Raw genomic sequence first — 14,561 nt, forward strand, 5'->3', positions numbered from 1 at the left:
ACCATGACAGATGCAGGAAAACGAAATTGTGATGATCACAGTGCCCCTTGCCGTACACTGTGCTTGTCAAAAAATCGGGCAACTGTATCTGTGCGTGCCGCGCGCGGCAGCCGCATACTGAAGGGATGAACATGAGCGCGCATTTGAATCTGTATGAGCACCTGGCCAACGAGCTGGGCGCCCTGATCGACGCGCGCGTGTTTGCGCCCGGCGACCGCCTGCCATCGATCCGCCACCTGGCACAGCAAAAACGCATTTCCGTCAGCACGGTGATGCAAGCCTTGCGCCTGATGGAAGACCGGGGGCAGGTCGACGCGCGGCCCCAGTCCGGCTATTTCGTGCGCCACCGGGCGCCGCGCCGCCCGTGCAGTGCCGACGCCCAGCATTTGAAGGAGCCGGCCTTTGTCGGCATCAATAATCTGCTGATGCGCGTGCTGAAGGACAACGAGACGGCGAATATCGTGCAGCTGGGCACGGCCTGGCCGCCGGACGAAATATTGCCGATCAAGCGCATGCAGCGCACCATCAGCTTTGTCGCGCGGCGCGAGCCCGCTTTGTTGAGCAAGGTCAGCTGCTACGACGTCAGCGAAGGCAATTTCTTGCGCCAGGTGACGCGCCGCGCGCTGGACTGGGGCAAGCTGGACCCGCACGAGATCGTCGTGACGAATTCCTGCACGGAAGCGATCAGCCTGTGCCTGCGCGCCGTGGCCAAACCGGGCGACACCATCGCCATCGAGTCGGCCACGTATTTCGTGCTGCTGCAGATGATAGAAAGTCTGGGCATGAAGGCGCTGGAAATTCCCACCGATCCGAAGACGGGGCCGTCGCTCGATGCGCTGGAGCTGGCCTTGCGCGCCGGCCTCGTGCAAGCGTGTCTGTTCGTGCCGAACGCTAACAATCCGCTCGGCTGCGTCATGCCGGAAGCAAACAAGAAGCGGCTGGCGGGCCTGCTGTCGGAATTCAATATTCCGCTGGTGGAAGATGATGTATATGGCGACCTGTGCTTTGCGCCGCAGCGTCCCTGGCCCGTGAAGGCCTATGATACGAGCGGCAACGTCTTGCTGTGCTCCTCGTTTTCCAAGGCGATCACGCCCGCCTCGCGCGTCGGCTATGTGCTGGCCGGGCGCTTCGCGCAGGAAGTGGCCTTGCTGAAAACCGTGTCGAGCGGCGCCACCAGCCATTTCTTCCAGGCCGTACTGGCCGATTTTTTGGAAGGCAGCAGCTACGACCAGCAGCTGCGCAAGATGCGGCGCACCCTGGTGCAGCGCATCGCCCGCATGTCCGACGCCGTGGTGGCCAGCTTTCCGGCCGAGTGCATGCTGTCCGAGCCGCAGGGCGGTTTCGTGCTGTGGGTGCAGATGCCGCCGCAAGTCGATGCGCTGGCCCTGCATGGCCAGGCCATCGCTGACGGCATGGCGTATATGCCGGGCCAGCTGTTCTCGGCCTCGGGCAAGTTCAGCAATTATCTGCGCCTCAATTGCGGCAATGCGTGGACGCCGCGCATCGAGCAGGCGATTGGCCGCCTGGGCCGCCTGGTGCATGAGGCCTTGTAACTATTGTTTGCGTTTCAGTGCCTGTTTTTCACCGTTCGCTCCCTGTTTTTCGCCGCTGGTCGCAAGCCGGTGGCGTTGTTTGTCGCCGTTGGCTAAAGTACCACCATACCAGCAGCAGTCAACGACGCAAACTAACCAGGAGTCACATCATGCACGCACTGAAAAACATGGAAATCACCTTTGTCGCCGCCGCCATCATCGCCATCGGCGCCAGCTTCGCCACCGCCGGCGCGAACACCGTGGAAGTGAGCGCCAGCAGCACCTTGATCGCCCAGGCTGCCGACAGCACGATGCCCGTCGTGACAGTCAGCGCCCGCCGCCTGACCGCTGCCGAAAAAGCCGCCTTTATCTGAACACAAGTTGTAAAGCGGGCGCGAGTGCCCAGCCATGCCGCCATGACGATGGTGGAGCGTGCGCAAAACTCATAAAGAACTGAACGGGTCTTGGTACAATGAGTGCTTTCGATACATCGGCACCGCCATCCACCCATGATAGATATCCAACTTCTCCGTAAAGACATCGCTACCGTCGCAGAACGCCTGGCGACGCGCAATTTCCCGCTCGACGTGGCCGGTTTTACCGCCCTCGAAGCCGAACGTAAGGCGATCCAGACGCGCACCGAGGAACTGCAGGGCAAGCGCAACGCGCTGTCCAAGCAAATCGGCATGTTGAAAGGCAAGGGGGAAGACACCTCGGCCGTGATGGCGCAAGTGGCCGGCCTGGGCGATGAGCTGAAAGCCGATGAAGCAGCGCTGACCCTGGTGCAAGCCAAGCTGAGCGACTTCATCATGGCCGTACCGAATTTGCCGCACGAATCGACGCCAGCGGGCGAAAACGAAGCGGGCAACGTGGAAGTGCGCAAGGTCGGCACGCCGCGCACGTTTGATTTTGAAGTCAAGGATCACGTCGACGTGGGCGCCCCGCTGGGCCTGGACTTCGAAGTGGCCACCAAGCTGACCGGTTCGCGCTTCTCCGTCATGAAGGGCGGCATCGCCCGTCTGCACCGCGCACTGGCGCAGTTCATGCTCAACACGCACGTGGACGAGCATGGCTACACGGAATGCTATACCCCGTACATGGTCAACGCCGACTCGCTGCGCGGCACGGGCCAGTTGCCGAAGTTCGAAGCCGATCTGTTCTCGGTGAAAAAAGGCGGCGCGGAAGGCGAGGGCGAGACCTTCTACCTGATCCCGACATCGGAAGTGACGCTGACCAATATCGCGCGCGATGAAATCCTGGCGCTCGATCAATTGCCCCTGAAAATGACGGCCCACACGCCATGCTTCCGCTCGGAAGCGGGCAGCTACGGCCGCGACACGCGCGGCATGATCCGCCAGCACCAGTTCGACAAGGTGGAAATGGTGCAAGTGGTGCATCCGGACACGTCGTACCAGGTGCTCGATGACATGGTCGGCCATGCGGAAGCGATCTTGCAACGCCTGGGCCTGCCATACCGCGTGATGTCGCTGTGCACGGGCGACATGGGTTTCGGCGCCACCAAGACCTTCGACCTGGAAGTGTGGTTGCCGGCGCAAAACACCTATCGCGAAATCTCGTCACTGTCGAATTGCGAAGCCTTCCAGGCCCGCCGCATGCAGGCGCGTTTCCGCAACGCCGCCGGCAAGCCGGAACTGGTGCACACCCTGAACGGCTCCGGCCTGGCAGTGGGTCGCACCCTGGTCGCCGTGCTGGAAAACTACCAGCAAGCAGACGGCAGCGTCGAGATCCCGGCCGTGCTGCGTCCGTATATGGGTGGCCTGACGCATTTGAAGGCTTAAAAATAGTCCTTTTCTTTTTGTTGCGGGCTGCTATAATCTTGCCTTCTCGCAGCAATGCGAGGAAAGACCGCAGTAAATGGAGAGGTGGCAGAGTGGTCGAATGTACTTGACTCGAAATCAAGCGTACGTTAAATCGTACCGTGGGTTCGAATCCCACCCTCTCCGCCAGAACAAATAGAGAAAGCTCCCGCAAGGGAGCTTTTTTTATTTGTGCCGGCGAAGAGGAGCAAGGCGCCTGCGCGCCTTGCGCGTGGGATTCGAAGCTCCGCGCATATTTGCGCGGGGCTCCCCGAATCGTCCATATAGGTTTTGGTTTTAATTGCCAGCCCCAAGTTGCAAATCGCCAATAAACCCCTACCCAACCCAACAATCCCCATGCTAAAATAGCGCCTCGTTCAAACCGGCACGCCAGTTTGAATGAATAGACCGCAGTAAACGGAGAGGTGGCAGAGTGGTCGAATGTACTTGACTCGAAATCAAGCGTACGTTAAATCGTACCGTGGGTTCGAATCCCACCCTCTCCGCCAGAATACATAGAAGAAGCTCCCGCAAGGGAGCTTTTTTTATGCCCACCACATATGCAAGCCACCAGCGCAACAAGGCAGGTAGAAAAACCGCCCAAAGCGCGCAGCGCAAGGCGATTTTTCCTTCATTCAGGCAGTAACTCCCAGCGCCCCCGCCACCTTGATCTACCTCTGCCATGGTAATCTACCGTATCCCCATCCTGCCCCCATACCAAAGCAAAGCAATGAGCCGATTCTGGAGCAACATCGTCAGCGAGCTGACCCCCTACATCCCCGGCGAGCAGCCGAAACTGCCCGACCTGGTCAAACTCAACACCAACGAAAATCCCTACGGCCCGTCGCCGCAGGTGCTGGCCGTCCTGCGTGAAGCAAGTAACGACAGCCTGCGCCTGTACCCGGACCCGTCCGCCAGCGAACTAAAGCAAACCCTGGCCGACTACCACGGCTTGACCAGCGCGCAAGTGTTCGTCGGCAATGGTTCCGACGAAGTACTGGCGCTGGCCTTCATGGCCTTGCTCAAGCACGATGCGCCGCTGTTGTTCCCCGACATCAGCTACAGCTTCTATCCCGTGTATTGCAAACTGTATGGCATCGATTACCGCACGGTAGCGCTCGACGACGCCATGCGCATCCGCCCGGAAGACTATCAGGGGCCGTGCGGCGCCATCATCTTCCCCAATCCCAACGCGCCCACGGGCGTGGACTTGCCGCTGGCCGGCGTGGAAGCGATGTTGCGCGCCCATCCCGACGCGGTGGTGGTGGTTGATGAAGCGTACGTGGATTTTGGCGGCGAAAGCGCCGTGGCCCTGGTCGAGCGTTATCCGAACTTGCTGGTGGTGCAGACGTTCTCGAAATCGCGCTCCTTGGCCGGCTTGCGCGTGGGCTGTGCCTTCGGGCATGCGGACCTGATCGAGGCGCTGGAAAGAGTCAAGAACAGTTTCAACTCGTATCCGCTGGACCGGCTGGCGCTGGCAGGCGCCGTCGCCTCGCTGCACGACGAAGCGTATTTCCAGCAGACGCGCCAGGCCGTCATCGCCAGCCGCAAGCAGCTGGCGGCAGACTTGACGGCGCTGGGCTTCGAGGTGCTGCCTTCGGTGGCCAACTTCGTCTTTGCCCGCCACCCGCAGCATGACGCGGCGCAACTGGCGGCCGGCTTGCGCGCCCGCTGCGTGATCGTGCGCCACTTCAATGCACCGCGCATCAGCCAGTATCTGCGCATCAGCATCGGCAACCCGGCCGAGTGTGCAGCCTTGATGGCCGCATTGCGCGAAGTGCTTTGATCTTGCGCAAGGTAATGTAACAATAATCGGATTCATACCTCGACAGGACGGACAATATGGCAAAAGTGGCATTCATCGGTTTGGGCGTCATGGGTTTCCCCATGGCAGGTCACCTGGCGGCGGGCGGGCATGACGTCACCGTGTACAACCGCAACCCGGCCCGCGCGGCCGCCTGGCTGGAGCAGCACAAGGGCAGCAGCGCCGCCACGCCGGCCGCCGCTGCCGCTGGCGCCGAGTTCGTCTTCACCTGCATCGGCAACGATAACGACCTGTACCAGGTGATCCTGGAAGAGGGCGGCTTGCTGTCCGCCATGGCGCCGGGCAGCATCCTGATCGACCATACGACGGCTTCCGCCGAAGCGGCGCGCACCATCCATACGGCGGCGCAAGAGCAGGGCGTGTTCTTCCTCGACGCGCCCGTGTCCGGTGGCCAGGCGGGCGCGGAAAACGGCAAGCTGACGGTGATGGTGGGCGGTGATGCAGAGGCGTACGCGCGGGCCGAGCCCGTCATCGCCCTGTTCTCGCGCGCCGTCACCTACATGGGCGCCTCCGGTTCCGGCCAACTGACGAAGATGGTCAACCAGATCTGTATCGCGGGCCTGGTGCAAGCCTTGAGCGAAGGCATCGCCTTTGCGGAAAACGCGGGCCTCGACGCGGCGCTGGTGGTCGACGTGATCTCGAAAGGCGCGGCGCAGTCGTGGCAGCTGGAAAACCGCGGCAAGACCATGATCGAACGCAAGTTCGACTTCGGTTTCGCCGTCGACCTGATGCGCAAGGACTTGGGCATCTGCCTCGCCGAAGCCAAGCGCAACGGCAGCGACTTACCCGTGACGACCTTGACGGACCAGTTCTATGCCGAAGTGCAGCAAGCGGGCGGCAACCGTTACGACACGTCCAGCCTGATTACCCGTTTGAACAAAAAATAATCTTTCAAGCATCAGCAACGGCGGCGCGTCCCTGCAAAGGGCCGCGCCGCTTGTCGTTTACGGCGTCGATATCATTAAAACGTCAGTTTCCGGAACATCGGGTTTCGATTTTCATGGAAAAGCGTGGACTTCGCTAGCTCATCGTGTATTATTAAAAAACGAGATGAAATGTCCCAATTTTTAAAACATTATGAGCGGACCCGCATGAAAACCAACTCCTCAGCGATAACACGCGTTGTCGACAAGAACATTCCCTACCTGTCTTCCGCCGTCGCCATCTGGCGCCCCCGCGCCGTGCTGCGCAGCTGGCCCGGCGTGGCCATCGCGCTGGTGATCGCCCTGTCTGCCACCTTTATTTCCAGCAATTACGGTGGCCCGCAACTGCTGTATGCGCTGTTCTTCGGCCTGGCCTTCCACTTCCTCGCGTCGGACCCCACCTGCAAGCCCGGCATCGAATTTTGCAGCAAGATCCTGCTGCGCACAGGCGTGGCCTTGCTGGGCGCGCGCATCACTTTCAACCAGATCGCCTCGGTCGGTGTGACGCCGCTATTGATCGTCGTCGGCGGCCTGGTGGCGACTTTAGGCTTCGGCTACCTGCTGGCCAAGTGGCTGAAACGCCCCATCACGGAAGGCATTTTGTCGGGCGGCTCGGTCGCCATCTGCGGCGCCTCGGCCGCGCTGGCCATCTCGGCCGTGCTGCCGCAAACCAAGGAAAACGAAAAGTTCACGCTGCTGACGGTGGTGGGCGTGACGTCGCTGTCGACCCTGGCCATGATCGTCTACCCGCTGCTGGTCAAGCTGCTGGGCTTTGACCCGACGGAAGCGGGCGTGTTCATCGGCGGCACCATCCATGACGTGGCGCAAGTGGTGGGCGCCGGCTATCTGGTGAGCAACCATACGGGCGACGTGGCCACCTTCGTCAAACTGACGCGTGTCGCTTGCCTCGTGCCCGTCGTGCTGGGCCTGTCGATCATGTTCAAGCGCAAGGATGGCAAGAGCGAAGTCGATGCGCCGCCGCTGGTGCCGTTTTTCCTGATCGGCTTTGTCTGGCTGGTGATTACCAACAGCCTGGGCCTGATCCCGCAGGAAGTGAATGGCTGGATCAACAATGCCTCGCGCGCCTGTCTGGTCATTGCGATTGCCGCGCTGGGCGTGAAAACCTCGTTCCAGTCGCTGGCCTCGCTGGGCTGGCGTCCCGTCATCATGCTGGTGATGGAAACGGTGTGGATCGCCGCCTTCGTCGCCATCGCCGTCCTGCTGACGCGCTAAGCGAGCCGGGCCCGCCATGAAGATCCTTGTCCTCGGCGCCGGCGTGGTCGGCACGGCATCGGCCTGGTATTTGCACCAGGCGGGCCACGATGTGCGCGTGCTCGAGCGCCAGGCGGGCGCCGCGCAGGAAACCAGTTTTGCCAACGGCGGGCAGATTTCCGTCTCGCATGCGGAACCGTGGGCCAATCCCGCCACCCTGCGCAAGGTGCTCACGTGGTTGGGCAAGGACGACGCGCCGCTGCTGTTCCGCCCCCGCCTGGACCCGCTGCAATGGCAGTGGGCCTTGCACTACCTGCGCGAATGCCTGCCGTCGCGGGTGTCGCGCAATATGCGCCAGATCGTCGCCCTGGCCGAGTACAGCCGGCAGAGTTTGCAGGCGCTGCGGCGCGAGACGGGCATCCAGTATGACCACCTGGAACGGGGGATTTTGCATTTCTATACGGACCAGCAAGAGTTCGACAAATCGCAAGCGGGCGCCGCGCTCTTGCGCGAACTGGGCTGTCCGCGCAATACCGTCAGCGCCGATGAAGTGGTGCGATTGGAACCGGCCTTGCGCCACGCGCGCAGCCGCATCGTCGGCGGCGACTTTACGGCCAGCGACGAGTCGGGCGACGTGCATCTGTTTACCACGGCCTTGGCCGCGCGCGCCGCCAAGGCCGGCGTGGATTTTCAGTACGGCACGATGGTGACGCGCTTGCTGTCCGATGGCGAGCGCATCACGGGCGTGGAATGCATCGACGCGCAAGGCCGCCACCGCCTGGAATACGCGGACGCCGTGGTGGTGGCCATGGGCAGCTTTTCCGCGCCGCTGCTGCAGCCGTTGGGCATCCGCCTGATGTTGTATCCGGGTAAAGGTTATTCCGCCACGTATCCGATCATCGACCCCGTCAGCGCACCGAGCGTATCGCTGACGGATGACGGCCACAAGCTGGTGTTTTCGCGCCTGGGATCGCGCCTGCGCGTGGCGGGCACGTGCGAGCTGAACGGCTACACGCGCGAACTCAATCCCGTGCGCTGCGCCGCCATCACGCACCGCGTGCAGGCGCTGTTCCCTCACGCCTGCGATTACAGCGATCCCGTCTACTGGGCCGGCTTGCGCCCCCTGACGCCGTCGAATGTGCCCTACATCGGCGCCACGCGCTACCGCCAGTTGTTCCTCAACACGGGCCACGGCACCCTGGGCTGGACCATGGGCTGCGGCGCGGGCAGGGCGATCGCCGACCTCGTGTCGGGACGGCGGCCCGACGTCGATTTTGCGTTTTGCGGGGAGCCACCCCGGCCAGAGACCGCCTTGGTTCAACTTAGGAGAGCACCACGATGAGAGACGACGCCACCCCCAGCCAACCACGGACCGGCCTGACTCTGGCCGGCACCACCTATCAGTCGCGCCTGCTGGTGGGGACCGGTAAATACAAGGATTTCGAGGAAACGCGCCTCGCCATTGAAGCAAGCGGCGCCGAGATCGTCACCGTCACGATCCGCAGGGTCAACATCGGCCAGGAGAAGGGCGAGCCGAACCTGCTCGACTTCATTCCGCCGTCGAAATACACGATTTTGCCCAACACGGGCGGCTGCTACAACGCGCGCGACGCCATCTACACCCTGCAACTGGCGCGCGAGCTGCTGGGCGGGCACCCACTGTGCAAGCTGGAAGTTCTCGGCGATGAAAAGACGCTGTTTCCGAACATGCCGGAAACGTTAAAAGCGGCCGGGGAGCTGGTGCGCGATGGTTTCCAGGTAATGGTGTATTGCAGTGACGACCCCATCCAGGCGCGCATGCTGGAAGACCTCGGCTGCATCGCCGTCATGCCGCTGGCGTCCCTGATCGGCTCGGGCATGGGCATTTTGAATCCGTGGAATCTGTCGCTGATCATCGAGCAAGCCAAGGTCCCCGTGCTGGTCGATGCCGGCGTGGGCACGGCGTCGGACGCGGCCATCGCCATGGAACTCGGCTGTGACGGCATCCTGATGAATACCGCCATCGCGGCGGCGCGCGAGCCGATCCGCATGGCGCGCGCCATGAAATTGGCAGTGCAGGGCGGACGCGAGGCCTATCTGGCCGGACGCATGCTGAAAAATATCTCAGGGGGAGGCGCCATGAACGCTACGCCCTCGTCGCCGATGGCCGGGCTGATCGCCTGAACCCGATTTGTAGCACCGTAGTTGATTTTCGTTTCAAGCGTTTATAAAAACCACAATACCTGGAGATGACATGAAACACACACTCGTAGCGGCGGCCGTCCTGGCCGCACTCTTTGCCGGCAGCGCCAGCGCCCAATCGTCCGTCACCGTGTACGGCTTGCTGGACGCGGGCCTGACGTCCGAACACGGCGGCGCGGACGGTTCCGTCACCAAGCTGGCCACCGGCGTGCAGTCGGGCAGCCGCATCGGCTTCAAGGGCACGGAAGACCTGGGCAACAATCTGAAGGTCAACTTCTTGCTGGAAAATGGCCTCGACCTCGATACGGGCGCCAACCGCCAGGGCGCGCTGTTTGGCCGCAAGGCCTATGTGGGCCTGTCCGGCGACTTCGGCGCCGTCAACCTGGGCTTGCAACACAACCCGCTGTTTACCGCGCTGGACAATATCGACCCGTTCGAGACGGGCCTGACGGGCGCCTCGCTCAACCTGATGAGCGTGGCCAGCCTGCGCACGAAAAACGCCATCATGTACGAAACGCCGAAGGTGAACGGTTTGTCGGCTGCCATCATGGTTGGCCTCGGTGAAAAGCCGGACAGTGCCAGCCTGGGCCGCACCATCGACTTTTCCATCGACTACGCCAACGGCCCGCTGGTGCTGACCCTGGCGCACGACAACCGCAAGGATAGCGAGCTGAACACAGCCAAGGTGACTTTGCTGGGCGGCACCTACGACTTCGGCCCCGCCAAGCTGCACGCCGCGTATGAGACGGACAAGGACGATGCGGGCACGGATTTCCGCAACGTCATGCTGGGCGTGTCTGCGCCGGTCAGCGCGGCGGGTAGCGTGATGGCGTCGTACATCAAGAAGGATGACCGCACGAATGCGCGCCGCGGCGGGCGCCAGCTGGCCATTGGCTACACGTATGCCTTGTCCAAGCGCACCAATCTGTACACCTCGTACGGGCGCATCAACAACGATGGCGCGGGCAGCAACTTCGTTGGCGACGCTTCCAGCGGCGGCAGCGTGCCCTTGCCTGGGCATGACTCCAGCGCCTTCACGGCGGGCATGCGCCTGAAGTTCTAAGCCGCAGCGCAGCAGGTATCGATGGCGGGCTGTCTGTTGCGGATAGTCCGCCATTGTTGTTTCAGCAGTGGTGCACATGCACGGATTCCGGATTCAGGAATGAAACAGTCCGATTTTTCATGAATTTTCATTGACAGCGCATTTCGCAACCGTTAAATTGAACACGTATTTCAAATATCGGAACAAAATATACCGATTTTTCATAAAACCGTAAGGAGACTGAGCCATGACCGATTTGTCCGACCAAAAAGCCGCCGCCGCAGCGGCCACCCCCACCGGCCCGCAAAAGATGACGCCTTCCGAAGCGTTCGTGGAAACCCTGGCCGCCAATGGCGTGACCGACATGTTCGGCATCATGGGCTCGGCCTTCATGGACCCGATGGACATCTTTGCCCCGGCCGGCATCCGCCTGATCCCTGTCGTGCACGAACAGGGCGCCGGCCACATGGCCGACGGCTATGCCCGCGTATCGGGCCGCCACGGTGTCGTCATCGGCCAGAACGGCCCCGGCATCAGCAATTGCGTCACGGCGATCGCCGCCGCCTACTGGGCGCATACCCCCGTCGTCATTATCACGCCGGAAACGGGCACGATGAGCATGGGCCTGGGCGGCTTCCAGGAAGCGAACCAGTTGCCGATGTTCGAGGAATTCACGAAATACCAAGGCCATGTGACGAATCCTGCCCGCATGGCGGAATTTACGGGCCGCTGCTTTGACCGCGCCATGTCGGAAATGGGCCCGACGCAACTGAACATCCCGCGCGACTATTTCTATGGCGAAATCAAGGCCGAGATCCCCAAGCCGAACCGCCTGGACCGTGGCGCCGGCGGCGAACACAGCCTCAATGAGGCGGCCGAACTTTTAGCCAAAGCCAAGTTCCCCGTCATCATCTCGGGCGGCGGCGTGGTCATGGGCGAAGCGATCGAAGAGTGCAAGGCCCTGGCCGAACGCCTCGGCGCGCCAGTGGTGAACAGCTATTTGCACAACGACTCGTTCCCCGCCAGCCATCCGCTGTGGTGCGGCCCACTGGGCTACCAGGGTTCCAAGGCGGCCATGAAACTGATCGCCCAGGCCGACGTCGTCGTCGCTCTCGGTTCGCGTCTGGGACCGTTCGGCACCTTGCCGCAGCACGGCATGGATTACTGGCCGAAAAACGCCAAGATCATCCAGATCGACGCGGACAACAAGATGCTGGGTCTGGTCAAAAAGATTTCGGTGGGCATCTGCGGCGACGCCAAGGCGGCCGCCAAGGCGATTCTTTCCCGCCTGGATGGCAAGACGCTCGATTGCGACGCGACGCGCGAGGAGCGCTTTGCCACCGTGCAAGCGGAAAAAGCCGCGTGGGAAAACGAACTGGACAACTGGACGCACGAGAAGGATGCGTACAGCCTGGACATGATCGAAGAGCAAAAGAAAGAGCCGGGCAATTACTTGCACCCGCGCCAGGTCTTGCGCGAGCTGGAAAAAGCCATGCCGGAAGACGTGATGGTATCGACCGACATCGGCAACATCAACTCGGTGGCCAACAGCTATCTGCGCTTTGAAAAACCGCGCAGCTTCTTTGCGGCGATGAGCTTTGGCAACTGCGGCTATGCATTTCCGACCATCATCGGCGCGAAAGTGGCCGCACCGCACCGTCCGGCCGTGTCGTATGCGGGTGACGGCGCCTGGGGCATGAGCCTGATGGAAACCATGACTTGCGTGCGCCACAACATTCCGGTGACGGCCGTGGTGTTCCACAACCGCCAGTGGGGCGCGGAAAAGAAAAACCAGGTCGATTTCTACAACCGCCGCTTCGTCGCCGGTGAACTCGACAACCAGAGCTTCGCCGAGATTGCACGCGCCATGGGCGCCGAAGGCATCACGGTCGACAAGCTGGAAGACGTGGGCCCAGCCTTGAAGAAGGCCATCGACATGCAGATGAATGAAGGCAAGACGACCATCATCGAAATCATGTGCACGCGCGAGCTGGGCGACCCGTTCCGCCGCGATGCGCTGAGCAAGCCGGTGCGTCACTTGGATAAATATAAAGACTACGTCTGATTTGCTGCTGGAGTGTTGGATTACGCCCTGCCGGGCTAATCCAACCTACCCAACCTACGCGTGGTGCTGGCGTAATCCGACACCACCCTGACCGATCCTTGTATGACCCCGGCACCGCGCCGGGTTTTATGTGCCGGAGCCATCTTTGTGCTTCCATGGTTCCGGCACTTTTTTTACCGAATTGGAGTACCCATGAAAGCCCTGCACCGCATCATAGCCCAAGCCCGCACCGTGCCGAAAAACATCGTCCTGTGCGAGGGCGACGATGTGCGCGTATTGCAGGCGGCCGCGCGGGCGGCAAGCGAAGGCCTGGCGCATATCACCCTCGTCGGCAAGCCGGCCGCCATCCTGGCCCTGGCGCGCGAACATGCGCTGGACCTCGATGCCGTGCGCCTGGTCGACCCGGCCACTTCCGAGGAGTCCGAGCACTATGCCCAGCAATTGTTTGTGCTGCGCCAAGCCAAGGGCATGACGGTGGAGCAGGCGCGTATCGCCGTGCAAGACCCGCTGTGCTACGCCAACCTGATGGTGCGCCTGGGCGACGCGGACGGCTGCGTCGCGGGGGCCGTGCACACGACGGCCGACGTGGTGCGCAGCGCCATCCAGATCATCGGCGTCGATCCCGCCTTCAAGCTCGTGTCCAGCTTTTTCCTGATGATGCTGTGCGAACCGTTCCACAGCCTGAAGGGCGGCTTCATCTTTTCCGACTGCGCCCTGGTGGTCGACCCGAAGGCGGAAGAGCTGGCCGACATCGCCATGGCCGCCGCCGACAGCGCGCAAGCGTTGCTGATGGAAGAACCGCGCGTGGCCATGCTGTCGTTTTCCACCAGCGGCAGCGCCCACCACGCGGCCGTCGACAAGGTGCATGCGGCCACGGACCGGGTCAAGGCCCAGCGTCCGCTGCTGGCCATCGATGGCGACGTGCAGCTCGATGCGGCCATCGTGGCCGAGATTTCGCAGAGAAAAGTCAAGGATTCCGTCGTCAACGGCCGCGCGAACGTGCTGGTGTTCCCGAACCTGGATGCGGGCAATATCGGCTACAAGCTGGCCGAGCGCATGGGCGGCGCCGTCGCCATCGGCCCCTTGCTGCAAGGCTTGAACAAGCCGGCCAACGATTTGTCGCGCGGTTGCTGCGCCGACGATGTGTATAACGTGATTGCGGTCACGTCCGTGCAGGCCCAGGGTGGGCGCTGAGTTGTTCAGCCTGCCTGTGCTGGCGCTGCTGGGCGTGGTGGCGGCAGGCACGTATTTCCAGACCGTCACGGGCTTTGGCCTGGGCATGATCGTCATGGGCGTGGCCAGCGGACTGGGCCTGGCGCCCGTGCCCGCGCTGGCGGCTCTCGTCAGTTTGTTGTCGCTGGCCAATTGCCTGGTAGCCTTGCCGGGCGCCTTGCACCACCTGGACTGGCGCGCCATCCGCGCGGCCAGCATCGGTTTGCTGCCGGCCATGGCGGCCGGCGTCTTGCTATTGGGATACCTGGACCAGGCGTATGCGCCCGTCCTGAAACTGTTATTGGGCGCGGCCATCGTGTATGGCGGCGTCAGCATTTTGCTGCAGGCGCCACCAGGGCCGGGCGCGGCCGACAAGCGCAGTTTCTTCATCAGCGGCGTGTGCGGCGGCCTGTTTTCGGGCCTGTTTTCGCTGGCCGGCCCGCCGCTCGTGTACCAGTTTTACCGTCAGGAAATGAGTTTAAAGACCATCCGCTACAGCCTGATCTTCCTGTTCGCCATCAGCGCGGGCGGGCGCTCCCTGATGGCGGGCAGCCAGGGCCAGCTCGATGCGAAAGTGTTACTTTTGTGCATGCTGGCGTTGCCCGTCGGCGTGCTGGCCACCATGGCCGGCAAGCGCTATCCGCCACCGATCGCCCAGCGCGGCATGCGCCGTATCGCGTTTGCCGTGCTGACCTTGATCGGCCTGTCGCTGATGGCGGCGGCCGTGCCGCAATTGTTCAGTTAGCGAGCGC

At 62.2% G+C, this 14,561-nt stretch carries 12 protein-coding genes and 2 tRNA genes; all 14 read left to right on the forward strand.

Annotation, left to right across the window (positions count from 1 at the left end):
• Positions 1-131 precede the first annotated feature (131 nt).
• The gene (locus tag C8C92_RS10275) at positions 132-1,553 is read left to right on the forward strand and encodes a PLP-dependent aminotransferase family protein (protein ID WP_116745913.1); all 1,422 of its coding nucleotides are present in this window, start codon (positions 132-134) and stop codon (positions 1,551-1,553) included.
• A 149-nt stretch (positions 1,554-1,702) separates the two neighbouring features.
• On the forward strand, positions 1,703-1,906 hold the full coding sequence (locus C8C92_RS10280; protein ID WP_099759963.1) for a hypothetical protein: 204 nt from the start codon (positions 1,703-1,705) through the stop codon (positions 1,904-1,906).
• Between the two features lie 135 nt (positions 1,907-2,041).
• Entirely contained in the window at positions 2,042-3,331 is a 1,290-nt protein-coding gene (gene serS, locus C8C92_RS10285) for a serine--tRNA ligase (protein ID WP_116743715.1), read from the forward strand.
• Positions 3,332-3,409: 78 nt separating this feature from the next.
• Positions 3,410-3,499, forward strand: a tRNA-Ser gene (locus C8C92_RS10290).
• A 269-nt stretch (positions 3,500-3,768) separates the two neighbouring features.
• A tRNA-Ser gene (locus tag C8C92_RS10295) sits at positions 3,769-3,858 on the forward strand.
• Positions 3,859-4,079: 221 nt separating this feature from the next.
• Positions 4,080-5,135, forward strand: coding sequence for a histidinol-phosphate transaminase (gene hisC, locus C8C92_RS10300; RefSeq protein WP_116743716.1), 1,056 nt, complete (start codon positions 4,080-4,082; stop codon positions 5,133-5,135).
• Positions 5,136-5,191: 56 nt separating this feature from the next.
• Positions 5,192-6,061, forward strand: coding sequence for an NAD(P)-dependent oxidoreductase (locus C8C92_RS10305; protein ID WP_116743717.1), 870 nt, complete (start codon positions 5,192-5,194; stop codon positions 6,059-6,061).
• A gap of 204 nt (positions 6,062-6,265) precedes the next feature.
• Positions 6,266-7,330, forward strand: coding sequence for a YeiH family protein (locus tag C8C92_RS10310; protein WP_077401830.1), 1,065 nt, complete (start codon positions 6,266-6,268; stop codon positions 7,328-7,330).
• A gap of 16 nt (positions 7,331-7,346) precedes the next feature.
• The gene (locus C8C92_RS10315; RefSeq protein ID WP_116743718.1) at positions 7,347-8,651 is read left to right on the forward strand and encodes a D-amino acid dehydrogenase; all 1,305 of its coding nucleotides are present in this window, start codon (positions 7,347-7,349) and stop codon (positions 8,649-8,651) included.
• Complete coding sequence (locus C8C92_RS10320; RefSeq protein ID WP_116743719.1) at positions 8,648-9,472, forward strand: thiazole synthase; 825 nt, start codon at positions 8,648-8,650, stop codon at positions 9,470-9,472. Before C8C92_RS10315 ends, C8C92_RS10320 begins: the two co-directional genes overlap by 4 nt.
• 70 nt (positions 9,473-9,542) lie before the next feature.
• Positions 9,543-10,553 (forward strand): porin, encoded by a 1,011-nt coding sequence (locus tag C8C92_RS10325; RefSeq protein WP_116743720.1) that lies wholly within the window; start codon positions 9,543-9,545, stop codon positions 10,551-10,553.
• Between the two features lie 226 nt (positions 10,554-10,779).
• Positions 10,780-12,597, forward strand: coding sequence for a sulfoacetaldehyde acetyltransferase (xsc, locus tag C8C92_RS10330; RefSeq protein WP_116743721.1), 1,818 nt, complete (start codon positions 10,780-10,782; stop codon positions 12,595-12,597).
• Positions 12,598-12,789: 192 nt separating this feature from the next.
• On the forward strand, positions 12,790-13,791 hold the full coding sequence (gene pta / locus C8C92_RS10335) for a phosphate acetyltransferase (protein WP_099759954.1): 1,002 nt from the start codon (positions 12,790-12,792) through the stop codon (positions 13,789-13,791).
• 1 nt (position 13,792) lies between these two features.
• The gene (locus C8C92_RS10340) at positions 13,793-14,554 is read left to right on the forward strand and encodes a sulfite exporter TauE/SafE family protein (protein ID WP_243420168.1); all 762 of its coding nucleotides are present in this window, start codon (positions 13,793-13,795) and stop codon (positions 14,552-14,554) included.
• Positions 14,555-14,561 lie beyond the last annotated feature (7 nt).

The organism is Janthinobacterium sp. 78 (genome assembly GCF_003096775.1).
In the GTDB taxonomy this organism is placed as follows: domain Bacteria; phylum Pseudomonadota; class Gammaproteobacteria; order Burkholderiales; family Burkholderiaceae_D; genus Janthinobacterium; species Janthinobacterium tructae.